Source organism: Mesorhizobium sp. P2_H9 (genome assembly GCF_056403215.1).
In genome coordinates this window covers 295,657-321,132 of sequence record NZ_JBFUFX010000003.1, presented here as the reverse complement: position 1 = coordinate 321,132, position 25,476 = coordinate 295,657, and the positions used below count along the sequence as shown (strand labels likewise).

Annotated in this window: 23 protein-coding genes; 10 read left to right on the top strand and 13 right to left on the bottom strand. The window is 63.3% G+C overall.

Annotated elements, in window-relative coordinates; all coding sequences use genetic code 11:
- Positions 1–44: 44 nt before the first annotated feature.
- The 10 genes from AC1DXN_RS07510 to AC1DXN_RS07465 all read right to left on the bottom strand — a co-directional run bounded on the left by AC1DXN_RS07510 (position 45) and on the right by AC1DXN_RS07465 (position 9,890).
- Positions 45–482, bottom strand: a complete 438-nt coding sequence (locus AC1DXN_RS07510; RefSeq protein WP_477242904.1) for a VOC family protein — start codon at positions 480–482, stop codon at positions 45–47.
- Positions 483–484: 2 nt separating this feature from the next.
- On the bottom strand, positions 485–1,228 hold the full coding sequence (locus AC1DXN_RS07505) for a FadR/GntR family transcriptional regulator (protein WP_477269318.1): 744 nt from the start codon (positions 1,226–1,228) through the stop codon (positions 485–487).
- A complete protein-coding gene (locus tag AC1DXN_RS07500; protein ID WP_477269320.1) occupies positions 1,225–2,661 on the bottom strand; it encodes an FAD-binding oxidoreductase in 1,437 nt (478 codons plus the stop codon). Before AC1DXN_RS07500 ends, AC1DXN_RS07505 begins: the two co-directional genes overlap by 4 nt.
- Before the next feature lie 217 nt (positions 2,662–2,878).
- On the bottom strand, positions 2,879–3,649 hold the full coding sequence (locus tag AC1DXN_RS07495) for an SDR family oxidoreductase (protein WP_477269322.1): 771 nt from the start codon (positions 3,647–3,649) through the stop codon (positions 2,879–2,881).
- Between the two features lie 13 nt (positions 3,650–3,662).
- A complete protein-coding gene (locus AC1DXN_RS07490; protein WP_477269324.1) occupies positions 3,663–4,658 on the bottom strand; it encodes an ABC transporter permease in 996 nt (331 codons plus the stop codon).
- 118 nt (positions 4,659–4,776) lie between these two features.
- Complete coding sequence (locus tag AC1DXN_RS07485; protein ID WP_477269326.1) at positions 4,777–5,817, bottom strand: sugar ABC transporter substrate-binding protein; 1,041 nt, start codon at positions 5,815–5,817, stop codon at positions 4,777–4,779.
- Between the two features lie 40 nt (positions 5,818–5,857).
- Positions 5,858–6,622: an ATP-binding cassette domain-containing protein gene (locus AC1DXN_RS07480; RefSeq protein ID WP_477269328.1), complete on the bottom strand. Its 765-nt coding sequence runs from the start codon at positions 6,620–6,622 to the stop codon at positions 5,858–5,860.
- Positions 6,619–7,785 (bottom strand): ROK family transcriptional regulator, encoded by a 1,167-nt coding sequence (locus tag AC1DXN_RS07475; protein ID WP_477269329.1) that lies wholly within the window; start codon positions 7,783–7,785, stop codon positions 6,619–6,621. Before AC1DXN_RS07475 ends, AC1DXN_RS07480 begins: the two co-directional genes overlap by 4 nt.
- 213 nt (positions 7,786–7,998) lie before the next feature.
- Entirely contained in the window at positions 7,999–9,288 is a 1,290-nt protein-coding gene (locus AC1DXN_RS07470) for a M23 family metallopeptidase (RefSeq protein ID WP_477269331.1), read from the bottom strand.
- A 134-nt stretch (positions 9,289–9,422) separates the two neighbouring features.
- Entirely contained in the window at positions 9,423–9,890 is a 468-nt protein-coding gene (locus tag AC1DXN_RS07465; RefSeq protein WP_477269333.1) for a peroxiredoxin, read from the bottom strand.
- 95 nt (positions 9,891–9,985) lie between these two features.
- On the opposite strand from AC1DXN_RS07465, the gene AC1DXN_RS07460 reads away from it, so the two are divergent.
- Entirely contained in the window at positions 9,986–13,363 is a 3,378-nt protein-coding gene (locus tag AC1DXN_RS07460) for a hypothetical protein (protein WP_477269335.1), read from the top strand.
- An 80-nt stretch (positions 13,364–13,443) separates the two neighbouring features.
- Here the strand turns inward: AC1DXN_RS07460 and tyrS are convergent, their stop codons facing one another.
- A complete protein-coding gene (gene tyrS, locus AC1DXN_RS07455) occupies positions 13,444–14,697 on the bottom strand; it encodes a tyrosine--tRNA ligase (RefSeq protein WP_477269337.1) in 1,254 nt (417 codons plus the stop codon).
- 266 nt (positions 14,698–14,963) lie between these two features.
- On the opposite strand from tyrS, the gene AC1DXN_RS07450 reads away from it, so the two are divergent.
- From AC1DXN_RS07450 to AC1DXN_RS07435, 4 genes are all read left to right on the top strand, one after another.
- Positions 14,964–15,698 carry a glycosyltransferase family 2 protein gene (locus AC1DXN_RS07450; RefSeq protein WP_477269339.1) on the top strand — a complete coding sequence of 245 codons (735 nt, stop codon included), beginning with the start codon at positions 14,964–14,966 and terminating at the stop codon, positions 15,696–15,698.
- Entirely contained in the window at positions 15,691–16,026 is a 336-nt protein-coding gene (locus tag AC1DXN_RS07445; protein WP_477242912.1) for a lipid-A-disaccharide synthase N-terminal domain-containing protein, read from the top strand. Before AC1DXN_RS07450 ends, AC1DXN_RS07445 begins: the two co-directional genes overlap by 8 nt.
- A gap of 90 nt (positions 16,027–16,116) precedes the next feature.
- On the top strand, positions 16,117–17,766 hold the full coding sequence (locus AC1DXN_RS07440; RefSeq protein ID WP_477269341.1) for an ArnT family glycosyltransferase: 1,650 nt from the start codon (positions 16,117–16,119) through the stop codon (positions 17,764–17,766).
- Positions 17,753–18,628, top strand: coding sequence for a phosphatase PAP2 family protein (locus AC1DXN_RS07435; protein WP_477269343.1), 876 nt, complete (start codon positions 17,753–17,755; stop codon positions 18,626–18,628). The genes AC1DXN_RS07440 and AC1DXN_RS07435 overlap by 14 nt, the downstream gene beginning before the upstream one ends.
- A gap of 3 nt (positions 18,629–18,631) precedes the next feature.
- Here the strand turns inward: AC1DXN_RS07435 and AC1DXN_RS07430 are convergent, their stop codons facing one another.
- Both AC1DXN_RS07430 and AC1DXN_RS07425 read right to left on the bottom strand, forming a co-directional pair.
- A complete protein-coding gene (locus AC1DXN_RS07430; protein WP_477269344.1) occupies positions 18,632–19,282 on the bottom strand; it encodes an FMN-binding negative transcriptional regulator in 651 nt (216 codons plus the stop codon).
- Positions 19,283–19,300: 18 nt separating this feature from the next.
- Positions 19,301–19,975, bottom strand: coding sequence for an alpha/beta hydrolase (locus tag AC1DXN_RS07425; RefSeq protein WP_013532163.1), 675 nt, complete (start codon positions 19,973–19,975; stop codon positions 19,301–19,303).
- 238 nt (positions 19,976–20,213) lie between these two features.
- On the opposite strand from AC1DXN_RS07425, the gene AC1DXN_RS07420 reads away from it, so the two are divergent.
- From AC1DXN_RS07420 to sufD, 5 genes are all read left to right on the top strand, one after another.
- Complete coding sequence (locus AC1DXN_RS07420; RefSeq protein WP_477269992.1) at positions 20,214–21,377, top strand: cysteine desulfurase family protein; 1,164 nt, start codon at positions 20,214–20,216, stop codon at positions 21,375–21,377.
- Positions 21,378–21,563: 186 nt separating this feature from the next.
- Positions 21,564–23,081: a Fe-S cluster assembly protein SufB gene (gene sufB, locus AC1DXN_RS07415; protein WP_258593086.1), complete on the top strand. Its 1,518-nt coding sequence runs from the start codon at positions 21,564–21,566 to the stop codon at positions 23,079–23,081.
- A gap of 44 nt (positions 23,082–23,125) precedes the next feature.
- Positions 23,126–23,287: a hypothetical protein gene (locus AC1DXN_RS07410; protein WP_477242917.1), complete on the top strand. Its 162-nt coding sequence runs from the start codon at positions 23,126–23,128 to the stop codon at positions 23,285–23,287.
- Between the two features lie 85 nt (positions 23,288–23,372).
- The gene (gene sufC, locus AC1DXN_RS07405; RefSeq protein ID WP_477269346.1) at positions 23,373–24,128 is read left to right on the top strand and encodes a Fe-S cluster assembly ATPase SufC; all 756 of its coding nucleotides are present in this window, start codon (positions 23,373–23,375) and stop codon (positions 24,126–24,128) included.
- Between the two features lie 25 nt (positions 24,129–24,153).
- Positions 24,154–25,422 (top strand): Fe-S cluster assembly protein SufD, encoded by a 1,269-nt coding sequence (sufD, locus tag AC1DXN_RS07400; RefSeq protein WP_477269347.1) that lies wholly within the window; start codon positions 24,154–24,156, stop codon positions 25,420–25,422.
- Positions 25,423–25,476 lie beyond the last annotated feature (54 nt).

Here is a 25,476-nt window from a genome sequence, read left to right as displayed (position 1 = left end):
TGCGTTCGTCAAAATCCGCGCCACTCCCGCCGGCGCGACGTCACCTACGGCCTTTCGTCGTGATAATCGCCTGGGCCGCCGTCGAGCCAGGCGTATAGTTCCCAGAGCGTGTCGTCCGGGTCGGTGAAATAGGCGCAGCGCGCATTCCAGACATAGTCCTGGGGTGGGCTATAGAAGGGCACACCCTTGGCAGTCAGATCGGCGTAGAGCCGGTCGATCTCGGCGGGCGCGTCGAGCTTGACCGCCACGCAGACCTTGTGCGCATGCCGCGGCGAGCGGGCATTCGACACGCCAGTGTTGCTGTTGATGTGGTCGAGCTCCCAGGCGGCGAGGGTCACCCCTTCGCCATGGAAATCGGCAAAGCCCTCGGCGCGCCGGCGCAGCCGGAAGCCGAGCTTGTCGACATAGAATTCCACGGTCCGCTCGATGTCGGCGACAAGCAGGCACACGTCTGTAATCCGATCCAGGCCACCGATCGCCATGGCTACTTGCCCTCGCCGATGCGTTCAGGGCGCGAGGCCGGCAGTTTCACGCCGACACGATGCGCGGCGCCGACGATGTGGGCCCGCATTGCCGCTTCGGCCGCCGCCGGATCGCCCGCGACCAGCGCCTCATAGATGCGCACATGCTCACCGACATTGACCTCGACGAGATCGTGCAGCGGGTTGGTGAGACGGGCGTAGTGGATCGAGCGGCGGATCTGCTCGCAGACGAAGGAAATGAAGGTGTGGATGTAGCTGTTGCCGGTGGCCCGCGCGATCTCGCGATGGAACAGCAGATCGGCGTCGATGCTTCCTTCCTCCCAGCGCTCCTCGCCACTCATGCGGTCGAGCGCCGCCTTGATGGCATCGAGATGCTCCTGGTCGCGGCGCTCGGCGGCAAGCGCCGCCGATTCGGCCTCGAGGATGCAGCGCAGCTCGAACAGCCGCTGCATATTCTGGCCTTCATTCAGCGTCTCGCGGTCGATGCGGATTGCCGCCCGCTGCTCCGGCGCCAGGACGAACGAACCGATACCTTGTCGCGCCTCCACCATGCCGTCGGCGCGCAATTGCGCGATCGCCTCGCGCACGACATTGCGGCTGACGCCGAACTTCTCCGAAAGCTGTTGCTCCGTCGGCAGCAGACTGCCCGGATTGAGGTCGCCGGATTCGATCTCGCGGCTGAGGAACGCGGCGACGCGATGTGGCAACGCTTCCACCGTCCCGATGGCAGCCAGTCGTGTTTTCATGAAAAACTCTCCATCGAGGGCAGAAGGCAACCGGGGTTCATCAGCCCGTTGGGGTCGAGCGCCTGTTTCAGCGCGGTGACGAGCCGTCGATGCGTTGGCGACAGCCCGCTCCAGAATGCACGCTGGCGGGTGCGTCCGATGCCATGCTCGGCACTGATCGAGCCGCCAAGCGCGGTGGTGATGGCGTAGAGCCCGGCGGCGATGTCGGCGCCGCGGGCACGGGCCTCGCGCTCGTCGAGGCCTTCCGGCGGCAGGACGTTGAAATGGATGTTGCCGTCACCGGCATGGCCGTACGCCAGCGGCAGCCATCCCTGATGATCCTGCGCCACGAAGCGACGCGCCTGATCGGTGAGGGCAGGGATATCCGAGATCCTCACCGAAAGATCGGTGCGCACATGATAGCCGCGCTTGGCCTGGCCTTCGACCAGCCCTTCGCGGATTGCCCAGAAGGATTTTGCCTGGGTGCTGCTTTCGGCCAGCACGGCGTCAATGACGAGGCCTCTCTCCATCGCTTCGGCGAGGAAATCGACCAGAAGAGTGCGCAGGTCGATGGCCGCACTTGCCGACAGTTCTATCAGTACGTGCACGGGAGCCTCGACCGGCGACGCCGTGTTGGGGTCGATCAGGCTGGCCAAAGCCATGCATTCCGAACCGATGATCTCGAAGGCTGACATCAGATCGGCAGAGGCACGGCGAGCCTGCCGAAACAGCGAGATCGCCGCTTCGAACGAGGCGACGCCGAGATAGGCGGTCTCCATACGGCTGGGCCTGGGAAACAGCTTCATCTCGACGCCGGTGATGATGCCCAGCGTGCCTTCGCTGCCGATGAAGAGCTGCCTCAGGTCATAGCCGCTGTTGTTCTTGCGCAGGCCTGAAAAGCCGCTCCACAATTCACCGTCCGGCAGCACGACCTCGAGACCGAGGATGAGGTCGCGCGCCATGCCGTAGCGCAGCACGTTGACGCCGCCGGCATTGCTGGCGGCGTTGCCGCCGATCTGGCAGCTGCCCTGGGCGCCGAGCGCCAGCGGAAACAGGCAGTCTTGTGCTTCGCTGGCATCCTTGATGTGCTGCAGGACGCAGCCGGCGTCGGCTTGCAGGATGAAATTGTCGGCGTCGACAAGCCGGATCGTGTTCAACCGCTCCAGACTGACGATCACCGCGCCGCCAGTCCCGATGTCGATTGCGCCGGCGACCAGCCCGGTGTTGCCGCCCTGCGGAATGACGCCGAGCCCGAGCGCGCTGCAAAGCCGCACCAGCGCCTGCACCTCGGCGACGGAGCCAGGCTTCAGAACGGCGAGCGCCTTGCCGCTGTGATCGCCGGCCCAATCACCGAGATACTTCGCCATGCCGGCGGCATCGGCGACCACGCCACTGTTTCCGACGACGCTCTGCAGCGCGTCGAGAACTGGTGAGGCAATGCCGTGCGCTGTCATCCCGGGCCAGACTGGATCAGTAGGAAGGTATGGATATACATATCATCCTACAACTAGTTTATGTCAACGGTAATATGCCGAGGAGAGACGGTGCGCAGCGAGGAAGGGAAGGGGGATGCCTGGCGCCTTGGCGGCGACGGATCAGTAGGCGCCTCTCGGAGCGATCGGAAATCGCCTGGGCCGCGTGGCGGTTGTTGCCAATTTTAGATGCGGATAGTCACGGCGGCAGCAGCCGAAAATCGTTGCCCTCGGGCAGCAACTGTCCGCCATCGACGACGATCGTCGTGCCGGTGATGTAGCTGGCGTCGTCCGAGGCGAGGAACAGGAAGGCATTGGCGACGTCGCGCGGGCTGCCGAGCCGGCCGAGCGGGATGGAGTCTTCCATGTTCTTGATATAGGCGGCGCCGCGATGCAGCTCGATCGCTTCGGTCAGGATGTTGCCCGGCTCGACGCCGTTGACGGTGATGCCGTAGCCGGAGAATTCGAGTGCCGCCGAGCGGATGAAGCCGTTGATGCCGGCCTTGCTGGCGGCGTAGTGACCGTGGCCGGGGCTGGTGACATGCGGGCCGGTGATGGATGAGGTGTAGAGCATGCGCCCGTAGTGCTGCGCCTTCATCGGTACAAGCGCCGCGCGGGTGGCGTTGAAGGTGCCGCGCAGATTGACCGCCATGACGCGGTCCCAGTCGTCCGGGCTGGTGTTTTCGATCAGCTGCCAGGGATAGATGCCGGCGTTCTGGACGACGATGTCGAGCCTGTCGTGGTGTTTCAGTGCCAACGCCACCGCGGCCTCGGCCTCCGCCATCTGCGAAATGTCGGTGCGGATGAAGGCGCCGCCGAGCTCGTCTGCGGTCGCCTGGCCCGCCTCGACCTCGGTGTCGGCGAGCACGAGCCTTGCGCCCTCTTCGGCGAAGCGCAGCGCGATGCCCTTGCCGATGCCGCGGGCGCTGCCGACGATCAGCGCCACCTTGTCCTTGAGCCGGTTGGTCATGCGAGCCGTCCTGTCATGCGAGTTTCTGGCGAATGGTTTGTTTGAAGGCGTCGAGCAGCACAGCGGCAAGCACCAGCAGGCCGTGGATCACCTGGGTGAAGTTGGCGGGAAGACCCATCAGGTTGATCGCCGTGTTGATGGCCGACAGCAGCAGTACGCCGGCATAGACGCCGGGCAGCGCGCCGACACCGCCTTTCAGGCTGACGCCGCCGATGACGACGGCGGCGAAGGCGTTGAACAGCAGGCCGACGCCGAGATTGGCGGTGGCGCCGGAGGTGCGGATGGCTAGCAGCCAGCCGGCGAGGCCGGCGATGGCGCCGGCAAGAATGAAGGCGATGATCAGGTTGCGGTTGACGCGGATGCCGGCGCGGAAGGTCGCGGTCTCATTGCCGCCGATCATCACCAGATGCCGGCCGAAAGGTGTCTTGGCCATGATCAGCGAAAACACGACGAAACAGGCGATGGCGATCCAGGCCGTGAGCGGCAGGCCGAGCAGGCGCTGGACGCCGAACCAGCGGATGGCCGGCGCCAGATCCTGTGCCGAACGGCCGCCCGAAACCACCAGCACCAGGCCGCGGACCCAGATGTAGGAGGCCAGCGTGATAATGAAGGCGCTCATCTTCACCCTGACCACCAGATAACCGTTGAAGGCGCCGATGAGTCCGCCGACGGCCAGCGCCAGAAACAACGAAACCGGAACCATCAGCCATTGCGGATGCAGTTGCACGCCAAGCCCGATGCCCGACGAGCAGAACAGGATGCCGACCGCCATGGCGCTGAGCGCCGCCACCGATTCTACCGACAGGTCCATGTGACCGGCGATGATGACCAGCGCCAGGCCGATCGACATCACGCCGAGCACGCTCGACGCCTCGATGATGTTGGCAAAGATGCCGAGCTGGAAATAGTTCGGGACGAAGAGCGAGAACACAACCAGCACGAACAGCAGCATGAACCAGACAAGATTATCGAGAACGAACTCCAGGACTTGGCGCGTGCGCGGGTTCATGGGCTGATCCGGTTGGCGCCCCCGCGAAATCGTCTCGATTTCGTCGGGATCATGCGCGGATTGGAGTTGCAGGGAATTGGCTCCGGGCCGGTGCAGCCCGGAGCGTTGGCATGACGTGCTATTCGACCGGCTTGACGGTGTCTGTCGGCGGCTTCTGGTTGCCCCAGAAGGCCGGATTGTCGACGTTTTCCTTGGTGATGGCGGCGCCCGGGATCTTGATGTTCGGTCCCCAGGCTTCCTTGGTCACGGTCGATTTCAGGCTGAGCACATCATATTCGCCGGGCTTGATCTCTTCCTTCTTGACGATCTTGTCCATGAACATGGCGATCGCCGCGGCCTGCGCGTAGAGCGGCTGCTCGACTTCGACATTGAGCCAGCCCTTGCGGATCAGGTCGAGGCCGACCGGCGCACCGTTCGAACTCATCAGCATGACGTCGCCCGGCTTCTTGCCGGCGGCCTCGAGCGAGGCGACGGCGGCGACCGAGAGGTGAGCGGCATGGCTGAAGATCAGGTCGATGTCGGGGTTGGCGAGCATCTGGTCGGAGACAATGGTGCCGGCATTGCTGGCTTCCCATTGCATGGCCGGCAGCGAGATGATCTTGACGTCCGGAAACGCCTTCATCTTCTCCTCAAAGCCCTTCTGGATGTCGAGCGTGTAGGGATCGCCGGGATCGCCGAGCACCTGCAGGATCTTTCCCTTTACCGAGCCGTTTTTTGCGGTCAGCAGTTTTTGCGCCTGATCGGCGGCGACGTGGCCGATCTCCACGGTTCCGGCGACCGAGGTGAAGTCGGAAAGGGTCGAGGTGATCTGGCGGTCGAACTCAACCACAGGAATGCGGGCGGCGCGTGCGGCTTCGATGGACGGCTTCAAAGCGTTGAAGTCCACGGCGGCAAGAATGATTGCTGCCGGCTTCAGCGCGATCACGTCGTTCATCTGCGATTGCTGCCCGTCGGTCTTGTTGTCGGCGTTCAGCGATTTCACCTCATAGCCGACCTGCTTCAGGAACAGTTCGAGCGCGCTCACCGAGCCGGTCTGAAACTCGTCGAGCAGGGTCGGCACCAGATAGTAGACGGTTCCCTTGGACTGGGCCCATGCCGGCGTGAGCGTGGCAAAAGCCAGTGCCAGGATACCGAAGACAGCAAGAAGTATTCGCTTCATGTCGTTCGCTCCTGTTACGCCGGACCCCTCTTTGTGTCCCTCAACCCGCCGGTCCGGCACCGGCAAGCGTCTCACCGGTGATCATGTTGATCACCGCATCGGGACTTGTTTTGTTGCGTGCAACGTCACCGGCCACGACGCCTTGCCGGATCACCACGATCCGGTCGGCGACCTGAAAAGCCTGCTGCATGATGTGGGTGATGATGACGACGCCGATGCCCTGGCTCGCCACCTGGCGGATCATGTCGAGACCGCGCCGCGTCTGCTCGACACCGAGGGCAGCGAACGGCTCGTCGAGAAGCACCAGCTTGCCGCCCCAATGCACGAACCGGTTGAGTTCGATAGCCTGCCGCTGGCCGCCCGAGAGATGCTCGACATTGGTGCGCAGCGAGGGAATGCGAGTGCCGGCGCTGGCCAGCGCTTTTCCCACCACCGCTTCCATGGCGCGCTCGTCGAGCACGGGGATGCCAAAAACCTTCCTGGTGATCTCGCGACCCATGAAGAAATTGGCGACGACGTCGACGTTGGTGCAGAGCGAGAGGTCCTGGTAGACGGTTTCGATGCCGGCCGCCTTGGCCTCGGCGGGCGATCTGGCGAGGAATTCCTTGCCCTCGAACAGCATGCGGCCGGAGGTCGGCTCCAAGCCGCCGGCGATGATCTTGACCAGCGTCGACTTGCCGGCGCCGTTGTCGCCAAGCAGCGCCACCACCTCGCCCTTGCCGATCGAAAAACTGATGCCTTTCAGCGCTTCGATGGCGCCATAGTTCTTGGTGACGTTGTCGAGCACCAGCAGCGGTTCGGTCATGCCGCCACTCCCTTGCCGTGCAGCAAATCGGGTCTTGGTTCGCGCTCGGCAATGAACATCTGGCCGAAGCGCGGCGAGAGCACACCGGAAACGGCCAATGCCGCGGCTCCGCGCAGCACCGAATGCTGGCCGCCGGTCGCCGCCATCACCCGCGGGGTTGTGCGATCGCGCCGCGCCGAGACCGAGTCGGGAAGCTGTGCGGCTGCACCGACCAGCCGTTCGAGCAGTCCGGCAGGGGCAAGCCCGCCGAGGATGACGGTCTCGGGATCGAACAGATTCTCGATGATGGCAATGGCATTGCGGAAGATCGGTGCGACTTCGACCACCCAGTCGACTTCACCGATGTTGCGGCGGCGGAAGGCGTCGAGCGAGAAATAGCGTTCGAGGCAGCCGCTGTTGCCGCACGGGCAAGGCTCGCCGCCGGGGACGGCAGGGATGTGCCCGATCTCGCCGGCATTTCCCCAGGCGCCGCGCAACACGGCCCCGTCATGCACCATGGCGCCACCAAGGCCGACGCCGAAATAGAGGTAGTAGTATTCGGAATAGCCGGCGCCGAGGCCATAGAGGCGCTCGCCGATGGCTGCCGCCGCCATGTCGTTTTCGAAAAACGCCGGCAGTCCGGTCGAGGCGGTCAGCCGTTCGCGCAGCGCCACGTCCTTCCAGCTGGCCATCGTCGTCGGGCCGACAAAGCTCATGGACTCGACCCCGAACGGGCCGGGCAGGGCCATGCCGATGCCTAGAACGCGACCTCCAGGCCGCAGTCCGGTCAATTCAAGCACCATGGCGCCGATCAGCTCAAAGGCGTGATCGGGCGTTGCGTTGCGCGCCTGGCGGGTCGTGCTCCCGATTACGTCGCCGCTGAGATTGATCAGCGCCGCGTCGATCCCGAGCGGCGTGACATGGATGCCGACGGCATAGCCACCTTCCGGGTTGATGCGCAGCGTTGCCGGCGGCAGTCCGCGTCCTTTCGGCTCCTCGCGCACGGACAACACATAGCCGTGCTCCTCCAGTTCGCGAACGATGGTCGATACGGTCTGGACGGTGAGCCCGACGCGGCTGGCAATATCACCGCGGGCGACAGGCCCGTGAAGGCGGATGGACTCCAGCACGATGCGCCGGTTGTACGGCCGCCCGAACTCCTGATTGGTCCCCCGCAGTGCCATGTCCGCGCCCCTTAGGAGAGGTGAGACTTGCACCAATAATTTATTCAGTCAAATGGAATTCAAAAATAATTTGGCAGTCGGCAGCAAAGCCCCGGCGCTTGTCGGGCCACCAGGGGACACAAATCAGAGACCTTGCTCCGAATTTTGAAGGTTCGGCGCGGCCGCGGATATGCTTGGGTTGCCGAATGAAGACCGACGAAAAGGATCGTCGGCTCAGAGGTACTGCTCGACCTTCTTGCCGACCGAGAGGAAGCGCAGCGGATCGATGGCTTCGCCATTGTGGCGAACCTCGTAGTGCAGATGCGGGCCGGTCGAGCGGCCGCTGCTGCCGGTCTTGCCGATGATGGCGCCGGCATCGACCTTGTCCCCGACGTTGACGTCGATTTCGCTGAGGTGGCCGTAGCGCGTCGAAAAACCATTGCCATGGTCGACCTCGACCATGCGGCCATAGCCGCCGTTCCAGCCGGCCTTGACGACGACGCCGGGCGCCGTGACCTTGGCCGACATGCCGATCGGCGCCCGGAAATCCATGCCCGAATGCAGCGCCGCGGTTCCGAGGATCGGGTCGGTGCGAACGCCGAACGGGCTGGTGACGGAGTGGCCGGGGGCGGGATTGGCGAGCGGCAGCCGCCGCGTTTCGGTTTTCAGATGGTCGAGCGCATCCAGCGCCTCGTCGAGTTCCTTGACCTTGCTGTCGAACATCATCGAGGAGTTGAGCGGGATCAGCGGGCCGCCGACATCGCTCTCGTTCTTGCCGAAGTCGCTGTCGACCGGCAGGCCGGCCGCCTGCAGCGCCTGCGTAATCGCATCGGCGCTCTTGTAGGCATTGTCGGCAAGCGTGGCGATGCGGGTGAGTTGCTGGCTCTCGATGGTCTTTAGCGATTCGTTGATCGACACGAACAGCTTGTCGGCGCGGTCGGCCGCTGTCTCGCTGGGCAGCGGATCGGAGCGGGTCGACCACAGCGAGAACGGCCTGGTGTCGCCGGCGCCGAGGCTGGCGACGGAATAGGCCGTCGGCTGGGAGATGCTGCCGGTCAATTCGGCATGTTCGTCCGGCTTTGCGGTCGTGGCATCGGCCGCGGCAGGCGGCGTGCCCACTTCGTTTTCGGCGCGTTCGAGGATCGGGCCAAGGCGGCCATGGCGCTGGCTGAGCTGGGACTGCCGATCCAGCAATTCACTCACCTTGGTTTCCATGAGCTGCTGGTCGAGAAGCTGGCGGCTGGTGATGCGGTCGACCTGGGCGCGCAGCGCCGAAATGCGATCCTCATAGGCCTGCTGCATGCGTGCCTGCCGCGCCGTGGCGGCGCCGATGAGATCGTCGCGCAGCACGAGGTAGGACGTCGCCAGCAGATAGCCTATGGCAATCGCCGCCAGCGCCGAGCCTATGAACGCGGCAAGCCAGGGGCGTATGGTGAAATGCCTTATCTGATTGCCCCGGGCGATGATGACCGTGTGGGGTTCTCTGCGTCTGCCGAAGACCGCTGACTGACCGGTTACGTTCACGGGACCAAGCTTTCGTTACGACACCAACGACGAGCCTGATTACACATTATTAGGGTTAACAAAGCTTTGCCGGGGGCGAAGCGCCGGTAAGGATTGCTCGCACGTTCGCCATCGAGACCAGCGACGGCGAACCGTCAAAGCGCGCGCACCGCTTCCAGCACCTCTTCGGCATGGCCCTTGACGCGGACCTTCCGCCAGATCCTGGCTATTTTCCCGTCCTTGCCGATCAGGAAGGTTGCGCGCTCGACGCCCATGTAGTTGCGGCCATACATCGTCTTCTCGACCCACAGATTGTAGGCCTCGATCACTTTTCGCTCTTCGTCGGCGACCAGATCGATGGTGAGATCGTATTTGGTTTTGAACTTGTCGTGCTTCTTCACACTGTCGGGCGACAGGCCGATCACGACGGCGCCGGCCTTTTCGAATTCCGGCTTCAGCTGCGAAAAGCCGATCGCCTCGGTGGTACAACTTGTGGTGTCGTCCTGCGGGTAGAAATAGAGCACGATCGGTTTGCCCGGGAATGCTGTCAGACTGAGCGACCCGCCGCCGTCGCGCGGAAGGTCGAATTGCGGCGCAAGGTCGCCCACGTCGAGGTCAGCCATATCGATGCCCTTGTTTGAGGTTACGCGCGAAGCTGCATCGATATAGTGTCGAACGGGGATTCGTCCACGATCGAGTTCGTACAACGGAAAATTGCGTGGATCAGGAAGAACCGCAGCACGAGAAGATCAAGTTCAGGCGTGATGAGATCACCGACCTGGGCAAGTTTCCGTCTGCGTGCGATGTGCCGCCGCTCGGCCAGGCGCGCATCGGTCGCGGCTTTCGCATTCTTGCGCGGCTGGTTGCCGGGTTTTCGGCGTTAGTGCTGTTGGCCGCCGTCGCCGTGTACGTGATCGGCGCCTCAGGCTTTGGCACAGAACGGCTGCGGGCGGAAGCCGAAACCGCGATCGAGAAACTGGCCGGTGTCGACGTCGACGTTACGGTCGGACCGGCTCGCCTGACGCTCGACGGATCGAGCTTCATTGCGCTGCAGGTGAGCGACGTCAGCCTGAAGACCGCCGACGGCAAGCCGATGGCCGATGCCGGGCGCGTCCGCTTCGGCATCAGGCCGATCCCCTTGCTTTCGGGCGAGGTGCGGCTCACCAGCGCCAGGATTTCCGACGCCCATATCGTGACTGCGGCGATGCCGGCGGGTGGCGACTGGACGGCCGGGCTGCGCAACCAGGACGGGCTTGTCGATCCGGAAAAACTCGCCGCAGCGGTCTTCGCCGGCGTCAACCACGGGCTCGATGCCGTGCGTGAGGATTCGATGCGCCAGATCGATCTGCGCAATGTCGAATTTGAGCTGCCCGAAGCCGGAGCGGTCAAACAGGTCAGGATCAACACTGCCAGCGTGCAGCAGTCGGGGGCGGGCAGCATGGTATTTTCGGCCGACGCGGCCGTCGATGGCCGCGCACTCACCATCGCCGCCTCGGCCCGCCGCGATACGACGACGCGGCGCGTCACCGCACTCGACGCCAGCGTGAAGGTAGCCGACGGCGACCCTGCGGCGGTCGTCGGCAAACTGGGCGCGGTTGCGCTGAAGCTGACCGGATCGGAAGGGTCCGGCGAGAACAATTCGCAGCTGACGGCCTCGTTGTCGCTCACCGGCTCGGTGCTCGATCTCGGCACGCGCGGCTTGCTTCCGGCCGATGTCGATGTCGATGCCACGCTTGCCGCTGGCTCCAACAAGATCCAGGTCGACAGGCTGCTGTTGAAGACCGGCCGCTCGACCTTCGATTTCGCCGGTTCGATCGGGCCAAAGCCGGCAACCGGCGCGGCGGGCGAGGAGCCCTCCTATCGCTACGATCTGACCAGCGACGGGTCGACGCTGGCGCCTTCGGAATCGCCCGAGCCGGCCCTCAACTTCTTCGCCCGCATCGCCGGCGTCTACCAGACCAACAGCCACAAACTGGTCGCCGAGACGATCGGCATCAGGTCCGGGCCGACCGGCGAGGCGCTGGGCACCGCTTCGGTCGCGTTCGTCGAGGGCAAGGCGCCGGGAATATCGGTTGCCTTCAATGTCCACGACATGCCGGTCTCGCATGTCAAGCAATTGTGGCCCTGGTTTTCCGCCAAGAATGCCCGTCTGTGGGTGCTGCAGAACCTGTTCGGCGGCCGCGTCGTCGATGCCAATCTGCAGTTCCAGGTCGTGCCGGGGCGTCTTGGCAACGGCGTGCCGCTTTCGGCCGATGAGGTGTTCGGCCGTTTCCAGATCGAGGGCTCGCGCTTCGACACGGCCGGCCGCATTCCACCGATCCGCGATGCCGTGGGCGTTGTCGGCTTCCACGGCAACGATGTCGATATTTCCCTGACGTCAGGCAGCGTCTATATGCCGAGCGGCCGTACCGTCGAGGCAAGCAACGGCACGCTGACGGTGAAGGCGGCGAACCATCCGCCGGTGATCGGTGCGCTCGACATCGATGTCGCCGGCGAGGCGCCGGCAATAGCAGAGCTCGCCTCCTATGAGCCGATCAACGCCATGCGCCATGTCGGCCTGCTGCCGGAAGACCTCTCCGGCACGATGACCGGGCACGTCAAAGCGGATATTCCGCTGCAGTCCGGCGTCGACACCTCGAAACTCGATTGGCTGGTGACGCTGGATTACAAGGACCTGGCGCTGGCCAAGCCGTTTGAAGACCAGACGGTGACCGGCGCCGACGGTTCGATCAGCGTTGGACCCGATCAGGCGGTGATTTCCGCCAAGGCGTTGCTGAACGGCATTCCGGCTGAACTCGATCTGGTCGAGCCGCTCAGGGACGGCGGACCGCCGCGCAGCCGCAAGGTCGCGCTGGTGCTCGACGACAAGATACGCGATGCAGCCATGCCTGGCCTGTCGCCGCTGCTTTCCGGAACCATAAAGGTGGCGATCGACAAGAGCGGCGACGGCAACCAGAACGTCTCGGCCGACCTGACCGATGCCAGGCTGGACATCCCTTGGGCGGGCTGGAGCAAGGGGCCGGGCATTCCCGCCAACGTCTCCTTCGTCATGGCGAAGTCCGGCGGCACTACGACGCTGTCCGATTTCAACCTCGACGGAAAGACCTTCTCCATCGACGGCAGCGTGGTGCTGGTCAACGGCGCCCTGTCGACCGGCCGCTTCAGCAAGGTGACCTTGAACCGCGGCGACGACATTGCTGTGTCGGTCAAGCGATCCGGCAAGGGCTATGCGGTCGATGTCAGCGGCAGCGCCCTGGATGCCCGTTCGCTGATCAAGCAGTTTACCTCCGACGTCGACACCGCCACCAAGACCACCGGCTCCAACGCGATTTCCGTCAGCGCCGATGTCGATTCCCTGACCGGGTTCCACGACGAGGTCCTGTCGAACCTGAAGCTCGACTACAGCGCCGCCGGCTCAAGAGTGAACGGGCTGAAGGTGAGCGCTGTCGCCAGTTCGGGTGCAGCCATAACCATCAGCAACACCACCGGCGACGGCAGGCGCGCGCTCGCCATGAAGTCGGCCGACGCCGGCGCCATCCTGCGCTTCCTCAACATCTACGAACACATGGAAGGCGGATTGATCACGCTGGCATTGGCGGGCGCCGGCGACGGGCCTATGAAGGGTCAGGTCGACAGCAGCGACTTCTTCATCGTCGACGAACCGAAGCTCGCCTCGATCGTATCGACCACGCCGGCCGGCGATAGCCGCAGCCTCAACGAAGCGGTCAAGGGCAAGCTCGACACCTCGCGGGTGAAGTTCGAACGCGGCTATACCGAGATCGAAAAGGGCGCCGGCTATCTGAAGCTCGCCAATGGCGTGCTGCGCGGTCCGCGCATCGGCACGACGTTCCAGGGCACGCTCTACGACCAGGACAACAATATGGACATGACCGGTACGTTCATGCCGGCCTATGGCCTCAACCGTATCTTTGGCGAATTGCCGCTGGTCGGCGCACTGCTCGGCAATGGCCGCGATCGCGGCCTGATCGGCGTCACCTACCGGCTCAAGGGCAATGCCAACAAGCCGGTGCTGGACATCAACCCGCTGTCGGTAATCGCGCCCGGGATCTTCAGGTCGATCTTCGAGTATCGCTAGACCATGATCCCTAAAAGTGGAAACCGGTTTTTGGACAAGATCATGGTCAAACAAGAAAACAGGGGCCTGTCCGGCCCGGGTTAAACAGGCCGCACCAGAACGTGTTTTTTCTTGCCGAGCGACAGCTTTGCGACGTTTTCCGGACTCAGATCCTGAAGCGTCACCACCCGGCGGTCGTCGGACACGGGCTGGTCGTTCAGGCGCACCGCGCCGCCCTGTATGTGACGCCGTGCCTCGCCGTTGGACCCAGCCAATCCGGCGGTGACGAACAGAGACAGGATGCCGATACCGGCCTCCAACTCGGTCTTGCCCACCTCGACGGTCGGCAGCGTTTCGGCGGTCACGCCTTCCTCGAAGGTCTTGCGCGCCGTTTCGCTGGCCTGCTCCGCCGCCTCCCGGCCGTGCAGCATGGCGGTGATCTCGGTGGCGAGCACCTTCTTGGCGTCGTTGATCTCGGAACCGCCCAAGGCTGCCAGGCGCGCGACCTCGTCCAAAGGCAGCGTCGTGTAGAGCTTCAGGAAGCGGCCGACATCGGCGTCCTCGGTGTTGCGCCAGTACTGCCAGAATTCGTAGGGGCTCAGCATTTCGGCATCGAGCCAGACTGCGCCTGACGCCGACTTGCCCATCTTGGCGCCCGACGAGGTGGTCAGCAGCGGCGTGGTCAGCGCGTAAAGCTGTGCGTTTTCCATGCGATGGCCGAGATCGATGCCGTTGACGATGTTGCCCCATTGGTCGGAGCCGCCCATCTGCAGCCGGCAGCCCAGACGCTTGTAGAGTTCGACGAAGTCGTAGGCCTGCAGGATCATGTAGTTGAATTCGAGGAACGACAGCGACTGTTCCCGGTCGAGCCTGAGCTTGACCGAATCGAAGGCGAGCATGCGGTTGACGGAAAAGTGACGGCCGACGTCGCGCAGGAAATTGACGTAGTTGATCTCCATCAGCCAGTCGGCATTGTTGATCATGACGGCGTCGCCCGCGCTGCTGCCGAATTTGAGGTAGGGCGCGAAATTGCGGCGGATGCCGGCCAGGTTGTCCTCGATATCCTGAGGTGTCAGCAGCTTGCGCGCCTCGTCCTTGAAGGACGGATCGCCGATCATCGAGGTGCCGCCGCCCATCAGGGCGATCGGCCGGTGGCCGGTCTGCTGCAACCAGTGCAGCATCATGATCTGGATCAGCGAGCCGGCATGCAGGCTTTTGGCGGTTGCGTCGAAGCCGATATAGGCGCTTACCGTTTCCTTGGCGAAAAGCTGGTCGAGGCCGGCATCATCCGACGTCTGGTGGATGAAACCGCGCTCGCTCATCGTGCGCAGGAAATCGGATTTGAAGGCGGACATTTTTTCTTCCTGAAAGCGCCCGGCTTGAACGGCCAAGCTTGATATGAACGCGGGCGTTTAGCATCCGCGCGCGTTTAGCAAAAGTGGTTTCCGGTTTGTGCCGACGCTGGCGGCATAGGCTGCGCTGCCGCGCGAGCTTGCTTCATCGTTTCGGCTGGCGTAATGAGGCGCCGCGCCAACGGGTTCTTGCAGCCTTCGATCCGCTGGAACGGCACCGCACGGCATCCCTCAAATGCCATATCCTGTGACAGAGCCCGACGCGACATATGCCGGACGCATTGATATCCATCGTCATTCCCTGCCGCAACGAAGCGGCGAACCTGCCGCTGCTGATCGACGAGATCGAAGCCGCCATGACCGGGCGCGACTTCGAAATCATCATCGTCAATGACGGTTCGACCGACGATACCGCTTCGGTGCTTGCCGCCGAGGCGGCCAAGCGCCCATTTCCCCTGCGGGAATTGCGTCATCAGAAATCCGCCGGCCAGAGCCTTTCCGTGCGTTCGGGCGCCTGGGCGGCGCGCGGCGCCATCGTCGCCACCATCGACGGCGATGGCCAGAACGATCCAAAGTACATTCCGGTGCTGGTCGATGCCTTGCGGCATGCCGGCCCCGATTTCGGTGCCGCGCAAGGCCAGCGGCTGAAGCGCCGCGACAGCAAGATCAAGCAGCTGGCGTCGCGTTTCGCCAACTGGCTGCGCGGCGCGATCCTGCACGACGAGACCCGCGACACCGGCTGCGGCCTAAAGGCCATCCACACCGACATTCTCAGGAAATTGCCGTTCTTCGACGGCACGCACCGCTTTGTTCCGGCGCTGGTCATCCAGGAGGGGTATCGGATCGTTCACTGCGACGTGGTCGACCGCTCGCGGCGCCACGGCAAGTCGAATTACGGAATTTTCGATCGCGGTCTGCAAGGTGCACTCGACCTCGGCGGTGTCTGGTGGCTGCGCCGCCGGCGCCGCAGAATGCCAAAAACAGAGGAAATCAGGCATGGCTAACGTGCTTCAGGAACTGGCGACCTGGCTCCACCAGGTTTTCATCAAACAGTTCGATGCCTGGATTCTGCTCGGCTTCGTCGCCCAGTTCTTCTTCACCATGCGCTTCGTCGTGCAGTGGCTCGCTTCGGAAAAGGCCAAGCGCAGCGTCGTGCCGGTCGCCTTCTGGTTCTTTTCGCTGTTCGGCGGCGGCCTGCTGCTGATCTACGCCATCGTGCGCCAGGATCCGGTGTTCATCGCCGGCCAGGCCATGGGCATGTTGATCTACATCCGCAATCTCTGGCTGATCGCCAATGAGCGCAAGGCAGCAGCGATGACCAAGGTCGATTGAGCAGCCTGTCACGTAACTCTTTTTTGCATGTCGTTTATCCCAAAACCGCTGGACACTTTTGGGCGACATGCATCGCGAATGACCGGAGATATGGCGTTGAACAGGAATTATATCCTTCTCTTCCTGTTCAGCCTGCTGATGACGGTTTCGGGGCTGGCGTCGATGCCGCCGATCGATCGCGACGAGCCGCGTTTCGTCCAGGCCACCAAGCAGATGGTCGAGACCGGCGACTATGTCGACATCCGCTTCCAGGACGCCTCCCGCTACCAGAAGCCGATCGGCATCTACTGGCTGCAATCGGCGGCCGTGGCGCTGAGCGGCGACGGCGCGGCAGCACCGATCTGGGTGTACCGGCTGGTCTCGGCGCTCGGCATTGCCATCGCCGTTGTCGGAATCGCCTGGACCGGCGCCAATCTCTTTGGAACCAATGCCGGCATCGCCGCCGGGCTGATGATGGCCGCGATCTTCGCCACGGCCTTCGAGGGGCGTGACGCCAAGACCGATGCCATGCTGCTGGCCTGCTGCGTCCTGGCGCAAGGCGCGCTGGCGCAGATTTACACGGCCTCGCGCCGCAACGAGCCTGTCGGCGGCCATCTGCCGTGGATTTTCTGGATCGCCCAGGGTGCGGCGATCCTGATCAAGGGGCCGATCGCGCCGCTGTTGTCGGCGCTGACCATGGTCACACTGGTCGCCTTCGAGCGCGACTGGCGCTGGCTGTCAAAGCTGAGGGCCGCACGCGGCCTGGCTCTGGCGGCATTGATCGTGCTGCCCTGGATCGCGCTCATCACCTGGAAAAGCCATGGCGCTTTCCTCCAGCAGGCGGTCGGCAAGGACATGATCGGCAAGGTCGCGTCGGGCGAGGAATCGCATGGCCTGCCGCCCGGCTTCTATATGCTGACCTATTCGCTGTTCATGTGGCCCTTCGGGCTGGTCGCAGTCGGCGCCGGGCTGCAGGCACTCAATCGCCTGCGCGACGACCCGCGCCTGCGCTTCTGCCTCGCCTGGTATATCCCGTTCTGGCTGGTGTTCGAACTGATCCCGACAAAGCTGCCGCACTATGTCATGCCCGCCTATCCCGGCATGGCGCTGCTGATCGGCTGGCTTCTGACATTGCAGCCGCAGGACGCGAACGCCCCGCTCAAACGCTGGCAGAATTGGCTGTGGTGGTCCACTGCCTTCGGCCTTGCCGTGGTCAGCCTCGGTTTGGCGGCGGTCTGCGTCGGCGCGCCGATCTATCTCACACACACCTTCTCATGGTGGAGCATTCCGGCTGCCGCGGCGGCGCTCGCCGCCGGCTACTTCGCCTTTTCGCGGCAATTGCAAGTGCCGCTGCGCCGTATCGCTGTGACAGCGGTTTGCGCCGGCATCACCTATGGATTGTTGTTCGGCGTCATCGCGCCTGCGCTGAAACCGATATGGCTGAGCCCGGCGATCGAGGCCGCGGTTCGCGCCAACCGTCCTTGCGATGCGACGGTGCTTGCCTCGGCGGAATATCACGAACCGAGCATGGTGTTCCTGGTGGGCACGAAGACGGTCCTGACCGACGTCGACGGCGTCGCCAAACATCTGCTTTCTGACCCTGCCTGCGCGCTGGCGCTGGCGCCGATCGGCGACGAGCAGAAGCTGAATGGATTGCTGGCGGGGCAAGGCAAATCCGCGAACCGCGTCGCCCGGATCGACGGCCTCAACTATTCGTCGGGAGACAAACTGTCGCTCGGCCTCTATCGTGTCGTCCAATGACGGCTGCAGGGTCGAATTCCCGATGCTGGTGAAATCGCGCTCTTCCGTGTCCGCCGCACTGCTTGCGGTGCCCGGTCGATCACTCGGCAATTTTCGCGATACGACGCAGATCGTGAAAAGGCGTTTTGCCGCTCGTCCGGCCTCCTATCCGAACATACTCTGGTCGGTCTGGCTCCTGGTCTGGGTCTTTTTGACGGCTGCGGCCTTTGTTCGCCTCGACACACCAGCAGGTCTGATGCGGGACCAGTGGTCGTCAGGTTTCGTCCAGATTGCAGACTTCTTCACCCAGTTCGGCCTCGGCGGCTGGTATCTCATTCCGTCAGCGCTCTTGCTTGTCGCCGCCAACCTGACCGATTGGCGAAGCCTTTCCCGGCAATCGCTGATGCTTGCCTACAACTGGACCTGCCTGGCCTTTCTGGTGCTGAGCGCCGTCGGCCTGTCCGGCCTGACCGTCAATGCGCTGAAATACGCGATCGGCCGGGCCCGGCCGATGTATTTCCATGATTTCGGAGTGTTGTCGCTGCATCCCTTCGCTTTTGACGCGCGCTTCGCCGGCTTCCCGTCCGGCCACGCCACCACCATGGGCGCAGTGTTCGGGATCGCTCTGCTGTTGTTTCCGAAACGCTGGTACATCGCCCTCGCGATCACCGCCTGCATCGCGTCGACCAGGGTTTTCGTTGGCGCGCACTACCCAAGCGACACCGTCGCCGGCTTCGGCCTCGGCTGCGCCTTTGCGATTGCCTCGGCGCTGGTCTTTGCCCGGCTTGGCTTCGTTTTTCGCGTGATGCGCTCGGGCTTGCCGGTCCGCAAGCAAACGTTTCGGCTGGCATGGTTCGGCCAGGCGAAGCGGGCCAGCAGCTAGAAGCTAATTGCCGTCCAGTCCGCCGTAGGACCTCACCAGATGCGCCATGTCGGGCGAATGGGGGTCTTCGCTTTCGAGCCCCTCGGCGACGCCGACGCGGTCGGCGACCGGCCGGTTCTGGCTGACTTTCCACTTGCCGTGGATTTCGCTGATCTCGATTTCCAGCCCGATGATGCCCTTGATCTGCGACTGGATGTAGGGGGCCGGCGCGTCGATCACCGCCCAGGGCGCCTCGCGCGCACCTTCCTGCGACGCCGTCAGCTCGGCAATCTGCTGCGCCAGCCAGACTTGGTCGTCGATCACCTTGACGGTGCCGCGCACCTGGACGATGGCATAATTCCAGGTCGGCACCACCTTGCCGGTCTCGCGCTTGGTCTCGTACCAGGACGGCGTCACATAGGCATCGCTGCCCTGGAACACGACCAGCACCGGCGATGCCGGATTGTCGGCCAGCAGGCGCCATTGCGGATTGGCCTTGGCCAGATGCGCGCGCAGCCTGCCGTTCGGCGGCACATCTGCGTCAAGCAGGAACGGGATGGCGTTGGCGACCGGCCCGTCGGCCCCGTTGGAAATCAACAGCCCCAGCGGATGTGCACGGATCAGCCCGTGCAGGACTTCCGGCCGCGTTTCCACGAAATGGGGAGGTTGGTACATCGCCGTCCGTTGAACCTTCTATCTCAAACGCTTCGGCCGTGGATCGGACAATTCGCCGGCGAGCCGGCGGTCGAGATAATCCGCACATTCTTCCAACAGCAGGTCGGCATCATTGGAGAAGAAATGGTTGGCGCCGGGCAAGGTCTTCTGGGTGATGGTGATGCCCTTTTGCGTGTGCAGCTTGTCGACCAGGCCCTGAACGTCCTTCGGCGGCGCCACCTTGTCGGCGTCGCCATGAATGATCAGGCCGGATGACGGGCAGGGCGCCAGGAACGAGAAATCATAGGTGTTGGGCTGCGGCGCGATGGAAATGAAGCCTTCGATCTCCGGCCGGCGCATCAGAAGCTGCATGCCGATCCACGAACCGAACGAATAGCCGGCAACCCAGCAGCTCTTGGAATCCGGGTGCAGCGACTGCACCCAGTCAAGCGCGGCGGCGGCATCCGACAGCTCGCCGGTGCCATGGTCGAACTCGCCCTGGCTGCGGCCGATGCCGCGAAAATTGAAGCGAAGCGTGGTGAAATCCCGCTTCTGGAACATATAGAAGAGGTCGTAGACGATCTTGTTGTTCATCGTGCCGCCGAACTGGGGGTGCGGGTGCAGGACGATGGCAATCGGCGCGCTCTTTTCCTTGGAAGGCTGGTAGCGTCCCTCCAGGCGACCGGCCGGACCGGTGAAAATGACCTCAGGCATGAAATACTCCACTTGGTATACGAATGCGCGGCGCCCGGAACATGTCTTCCTCTGGCCTTGACGCAGGGCGAGCGTCTTCTTAGAAGCTAGTTTAGAACTGTTCAAAACTGAGTGGCCAGACGTCGAGCCCGGCCACCCGCGCCGCAAGCCGCGTAAATAGGACGGCTCGCCTTGGAATTTCAAGGAAATAACGCGATACGTTGGCGGAATGGCTTTTGACAGGACCAACTGGACGAAAATGGCCGAAACACGCGCCTATCTCGACTACAATGCCAGTGCGCCGCTGCTTGCCGCGGCCCGCGAGGCTATGGTGGCAGTGCTCGATGTCACGGCCAACCCGTCATCGGTCCACGCCGAGGGCCGCGCGGCGCGCCGCCTGATCGAGAATGCCAGGCGCGACGTGGCCGCATTGGTCAACGCCAAACCCGAGCATGTCGTGTTCACCTCCGGGGCGACGGAAGCCGCCTCGACGCTGTTGACCCCGGACTGGCAGATGGGACGCGGCGTTATCCGCATGAGCCATCTCTATGTCTGCGCGGCCGACCATCCTTGCCTGCTGAATGGCGGGCGCTTCCCGGCAGCCGGGGTGACGCGGATCGGCGTCGACGCCAACGGTATCGCCGATCTCAACGCCTTGGCGGCCGCATTGACCGCGCATGACAAGGCCGACGGCCTGCCGCTGGTGGCGATCCATGTCGCCAACAATGAGACCGGCGTCATCCAGCCGGTCGAGGCCATCGCGAAGATCGTCAAGGCGGCGGGCGGCATCTTGATCGTCGACGCGGTGCAGGCGGCTGGCCGCATTCCGCTCGATATGTCAGCGGGTTACGCCGATTATTTGATTTTGTCTTCGCACAAGATCGGTGGTCCCAAGGGCGTCGGCGCCATCGTCGCTGCCGCGGACCTGATGATGCCAAAGCCGCTGATCAATGGCGGTGGCCAGGAAAAGGGCCATCGCGGCGGCACCGAAAACCTCGCCGGCATCGTCGGTTTTGGCGCTGCTGCGCGTGAAGCTCTCGCCGGACTGCAGAGCATCGATGCGGTCGGTCGCCGGCGCGATGAGGTCGAGGCCATCCTGAAAATGTTGGTACCGGATGCGGAAATCTTCGGAACCGGCGCGCCAAGGCTTGCCAATACGACATTCTTCGCTATTGCGGGCATCAAGGCTGAAACAGCGCAGATCGCCTTCGATCTGGCCGGCGTGGCGCTATCGGCGGGATCCGCCTGTTCGTCGGGCAAGGTTGGTCCCAGCCATGTCCTGAAGGCCATGGGCTACAGTGACAGCCTCGGCGCTTTGCGCGTGTCCATCGGCCACGCAACCAGCGCCGACGACATCGAGATGTTTCGCACCGCGCTGGCAGCGATCGCCGCGCGTCGGGCGAGCAGGGAAGAAGCCGCCTGAGCGTGGCAAAACGAATTCGGGCCTTTTGGCCTGGTAGAGCCGTGCGTTTCAGGGTGGCCGGGTGAATTTCCGGTCGAAACGCACTATATGGAACTTACGCCGCCTTTGAGCCCCATGGGGGCTCGTTGCCGGTGCCATAGTTTGAAAACTGTCGGGCCTTGACCCCGGCGTGGATGGAGAACGCTTATGCCTGCTGTGCAGGACACGATCGATCGGGTTCGAAAGATCGACGTCGACCAGTATAAATACGGATTCCAGACCGAAATCGCGATGGACAAGGCCCCCAAGGGCCTCAGCGAAGACATCATCCGTTTCATTTCGGCCAAGAAGGACGAGCCGTCCTGGATGCTGGAATGGCGCCTGGAAGCCTATCGCCGCTGGCTGACGCTGGATGAGCCGACCTGGGCGCGCGTTCACTATCCGAAGATCGATTTCCAGGACATCTATTTCTACGCGGCGCCCAAGAGCACGCCTGGCCCGACCTCGCTCAGCGACGTCGATCCCGAACTGCTGAAGGTCTATGAGAAACTCGGCATTCCGCTGCGGGAACAGGAAATCCTCGCCGGCGTGCAGAAGACCGACGTGTCGGAATTCGAAGAGGCCAGCGACAATGTCTACAAGTCTGGCCGCGTCGCCGTCGACGCGGTGTTCGATTCCGTCTCCGTCGTCACCACCTTCAAGAAGGAACTGGCGCAGGCCGGCGTCATCTTCTGCTCTATCTCGGAAGCCATCCGCGAGCACCCGGAACTGGTGAAGAAGTATCTCGGCTCGGTCGTGCCGACCTCCGACAATTACTATGCCACGCTGAACTCCGCCGTGTTCACCGACGGCTCCTTCGTCTTCGTGCCCAAGGGCGTGCGCTGCCCGATGGAGCTGTCGACCTATTTCCGCATGAACGAGAAGAACACCGGCCAGTTCGAGCGCACGCTGATCATCGCCGAGGAAGGGGCTTACGTCTCCTATCTCGAGGGTTGCACGGCACCGCAACGCGACGAGAACCAGCTGCACGCCGCGGTCGTCGAACTGGTGGCGCTCGACGATGCCGAGATCAAGTATTCGACGGTGCAGAACTGGTATCCCGGCGACGCCGAGGGCAAGGGCGGCATCTACAATTTCGTCACCAAGCGCGGCGACTGCCGTGGCGACCGTTCGAAGATCTCGTGGACGCAGGTCGAAACCGGCTCGGCCATCACCTGGAAGTATCCGAGTTGCATCCTGCGTGGTGACGATTCCTCCGGCGAGTTCTATTCCATCGCCGTGTCGAACGGCTACCAGCAGGTCGACAGCGGCACCAAGATGATCCATCTCGGCAAGAACACGTCGAGCCGCATCATCTCCAAGGGCATCGCCGCCGGCTTCTCGCAGAACACCTATCGCGGCCAGGTCTCGGCCCACCGCAAGGCGACCAACGCCCGCAACTTCACCAATTGCGACAGTCTGCTGATCGGCGACCAGTGCGGCGCCCACACCGTGCCCTATATGGAAGCCAAGAACTCGACGGCGCAGTTCGAACACGAGGCGACGACGTCGAAGATTTCCGAGGACCAGAAGTTCTACGTCATGCAGCGTGGCATTCCCGAGGAAGAGGCGATCGCGCTGATCGTCAACGGCTTCGTCAAGGATGTCATCCAGCAGTTGCCGATGGAGTTCGCGGTTGAGGCGCAGAAGCTGATCGGCATTTCACTGGAAGGCAGTGTCGGGTGAACGCAGAGCAGATTCTCTGAACACCGGCTTGAGGGGGTGAAGTGATGGATACGTTGCAAATGGCTTTCTACGCGATCATCTGCGGAGCGCTTTCGGCGCTGGCACCGTCCTTCGGCTCGCTGCCTGGCCGCCTGGCAGGCGGCGCGGTCACCGGCCTGGTGGCGGCCTTTGTCTGGCCCTTCGTGCGACGGACCGTTGGAATGTGAGTGTCCGCGGCGCCGGACTAGGTGCTGCAACAACTGATTGAACGAATGAACGAAGTTGCCGCGTCGGCAAGAGGAATAAAGAAGAATGCTTGAGATCAAGAACCTGCATGCCCGCATCGTCGACGACGGCACGGAAATCATTCGCGGCCTGAACCTGACGGTGAAAGCCGGCGAGGTCGCCGCCATCATGGGCCCGAACGGTTCGGGCAAATCGACGCTGTCCTACATCCTCGCCGGCCGCGAGGACTATGAGGTCACCGAAGGCGACATCCTCTACAACGGCCATTCGATCCTCGAAATGGATCCGGCCGAGCGCGCCACCGCAGGCATCTTCCTCGCCTTCCAGTATCCGATGGAGATACCGGGCGTCGCGACGATGGAATTCTTGAAAGTGGCGATGAACGAGCAGCGCAAGGCGCGCGGCGAGGAGCCACTGAAGATCCCGGAATTCATCAAGCGCGTGAAGGAGGCGGCGGCTTCGCTCAGCATGGACATGGCGATGCTGAAGCGGCCGCTCAATGTCGGCTTCTCCGGCGGCGAGAAGAAGCGCGCCGAGATCCTGCAGATGAAGCTGCTGGAGCCGAAGCTGTGCGTCCTCGACGAGACCGATTCCGGCCTCGACATCGACGCGCTGAAGATTGTTTCCGACGGCGTCAATGCTCTGCGCTCGCCGGATCGCGCCATCGTCGTCATCACCCACTATCAGCGCCTGCTCGAACACATCGTGCCGGACAGCGTGCACGTGCTCTACAAGGGGCAGGTCATCAAGTCGGGCGACAAATCGCTGGCGCTCGACCTCGAAGCCAATGGCTACGCCGGTGTGATCGGCGAAGCCGCGTGAGATGCCACAAGGCAAGGCAAAACTGATGAATATGCATACACAACCCCAGCGAACACAGGCCGAAACGGCGCTGATCGACGCTTTTGGCGAGCGGCTGTCGCTGCTGCCGGGCGACGGCGCGGTGATGCTGAAGCGTGACGACGCCATCGAGGCGATCAAAAGCGGCCTGCCGACGCGGCGCATCGAATCCTGGCACTACACGGATTTGCGCCGCCTGCTGATTTCGGTGCCGGATTTCGATCCCGCGGCCAAGAGCAAGGCCATTGCACCGATCGTCGATGGGTCCGCCGTATTGGCGATCCTCAATGGTGTGTCGGGCACGAAGCTGCCTGTCATCGACGGCGTCACCGTGCAGCGCCTGTCGGAAAAACTGACCGATGGCAGTATCGCGCCGGGACTCGATCCCTATGGCAGCGACGACGCCATCGGCGCGCTGAACACCGCCTTTGTTGCCGACGGCTATTTTGTCGACATCGCCGACGGCGCCCAGCTTGAAAAGCCGATCGAATTGCAGAACCTGCAGGCCGGCGGCCAGACCCATGTGCGCCTGCTGGTGCGCGTCGGCACTGGGGCCAAGGCTAGCGTCGTCGAGCGCCAGACCGGCGAGGGTGCGGCCCTGGTCAGCTCGGTCAGCCAACTGGTGCTCGGCGAGGGTGCTGACGTGACCTGGCTGATCGTCCAGGAGCAGCCGGAAACCGCCACGCATCTGGCCCAGTTCAAGGCGCATCTCGGCAAGAATTCGAAGCTGACGGTGTTCTTCATGAATGCCGGCGGCAAGCTTGTGCGCCAGGAGATCGTGGTCAGGACGACCGGCGAAGGCGCTGACTTCACCTTGCGTGGCATCAATCTTCTGGCCGGCGACACGCATACCGATGTGACCATGGTGCTCGACCATGCCGTGCCGCACACGACGTCGACGGAAGTGATCCGCAATGTGGTGACTGGCAAGGCGCGCGGCGTTTTCCAGGGCCGCATCAACGTCCACCAATATGCGCAGAAGACCAACGCCAAGATGGCCTGCAACACGCTGCTGCTGTCGGATGACGGCGAGTTCTCGACCAAGCCGGAGCTCGAAATCTTTGCCGACGATGTCGTCTGCGGCCATGGCGCGACCGTCACCGAGATCGACCACAACCATCTGTTCTACCTGATGGCGCGCGGCGTCGACGAGAAGTCGGCCCGCGGCCTGTTGGTCAAGGCGTTCGTCGCCGAGGTGATCGAGGAACTGAAGGACGAGGCCATTGTCGACGCGCTGGAAGCAAGGCTCGGCGACTGGTTCTTGGCGCACGGGTAGCGCCTTACATTCTCCCCTTGTGGGAGAAGGTGGATCGGCGCGCAGCGTCGAGCG

Bases quoted from the DNA above. Each gene is read 5' to 3' on its own strand.
- AC1DXN_RS07505 (WP_477269318.1), bottom strand. From the start codon at position 1,228: ATGAAAACACGACTGGCTGCCATCGGGACGGTGGAAGCGTTGCCACAT.
- AC1DXN_RS07445 (WP_477242912.1), top strand. From the start codon at position 15,691: ATGGCTAACGTGCTTCAGGAACTGGCGACCTGGCTCCACCAGGTTTTC.
- AC1DXN_RS07465 (WP_477269333.1), bottom strand. From the start codon at position 9,890: ATGGCTGACCTCGACGTGGGCGACCTTGCGCCGCAATTCGACCTTCCG.
- AC1DXN_RS07480 (WP_477269328.1), bottom strand. From the start codon at position 6,622: ATGACCGAACCGCTGCTGGTGCTCGACAACGTCACCAAGAACTATGGC.
- AC1DXN_RS07440 (WP_477269341.1), top strand. From the start codon at position 16,117: ATGGCGTTGAACAGGAATTATATCCTTCTCTTCCTGTTCAGCCTGCTG.
- AC1DXN_RS07510 (WP_477242904.1), bottom strand. From the start codon at position 482: ATGGCGATCGGTGGCCTGGATCGGATTACAGACGTGTGCCTGCTTGTC.
- AC1DXN_RS07500 (WP_477269320.1), bottom strand. From the start codon at position 2,661: ATGACAGCGCACGGCATTGCCTCACCAGTTCTCGACGCGCTGCAGAGC.
- AC1DXN_RS07485 (WP_477269326.1), bottom strand. From the start codon at position 5,817: ATGAAGCGAATACTTCTTGCTGTCTTCGGTATCCTGGCACTGGCTTTT.
- sufD (WP_477269347.1), top strand. From the start codon at position 24,154: ATGAATATGCATACACAACCCCAGCGAACACAGGCCGAAACGGCGCTG.
- AC1DXN_RS07490 (WP_477269324.1), bottom strand. From the start codon at position 4,658: ATGAACCCGCGCACGCGCCAAGTCCTGGAGTTCGTTCTCGATAATCTT.
- sufB (WP_258593086.1), top strand. From the start codon at position 21,564: ATGCCTGCTGTGCAGGACACGATCGATCGGGTTCGAAAGATCGACGTC.
- AC1DXN_RS07450 (WP_477269339.1), top strand. From the start codon at position 14,964: ATGCCGGACGCATTGATATCCATCGTCATTCCCTGCCGCAACGAAGCG.
- AC1DXN_RS07410 (WP_477242917.1), top strand. From the start codon at position 23,126: ATGGATACGTTGCAAATGGCTTTCTACGCGATCATCTGCGGAGCGCTT.
- sufC (WP_477269346.1), top strand. From the start codon at position 23,373: ATGCTTGAGATCAAGAACCTGCATGCCCGCATCGTCGACGACGGCACG.
- AC1DXN_RS07425 (WP_013532163.1), bottom strand. From the start codon at position 19,975: ATGCCTGAGGTCATTTTCACCGGTCCGGCCGGTCGCCTGGAGGGACGC.
- AC1DXN_RS07430 (WP_477269344.1), bottom strand. From the start codon at position 19,282: ATGTACCAACCTCCCCATTTCGTGGAAACGCGGCCGGAAGTCCTGCAC.
- AC1DXN_RS07475 (WP_477269329.1), bottom strand. From the start codon at position 7,785: ATGGCACTGCGGGGGACCAATCAGGAGTTCGGGCGGCCGTACAACCGG.
- AC1DXN_RS07495 (WP_477269322.1), bottom strand. From the start codon at position 3,649: ATGACCAACCGGCTCAAGGACAAGGTGGCGCTGATCGTCGGCAGCGCC.
- tyrS (WP_477269337.1), bottom strand. From the start codon at position 14,697: ATGTCCGCCTTCAAATCCGATTTCCTGCGCACGATGAGCGAGCGCGGT.
- AC1DXN_RS07420 (WP_477269992.1), top strand. From the start codon at position 20,214: ATGGCCGAAACACGCGCCTATCTCGACTACAATGCCAGTGCGCCGCTG.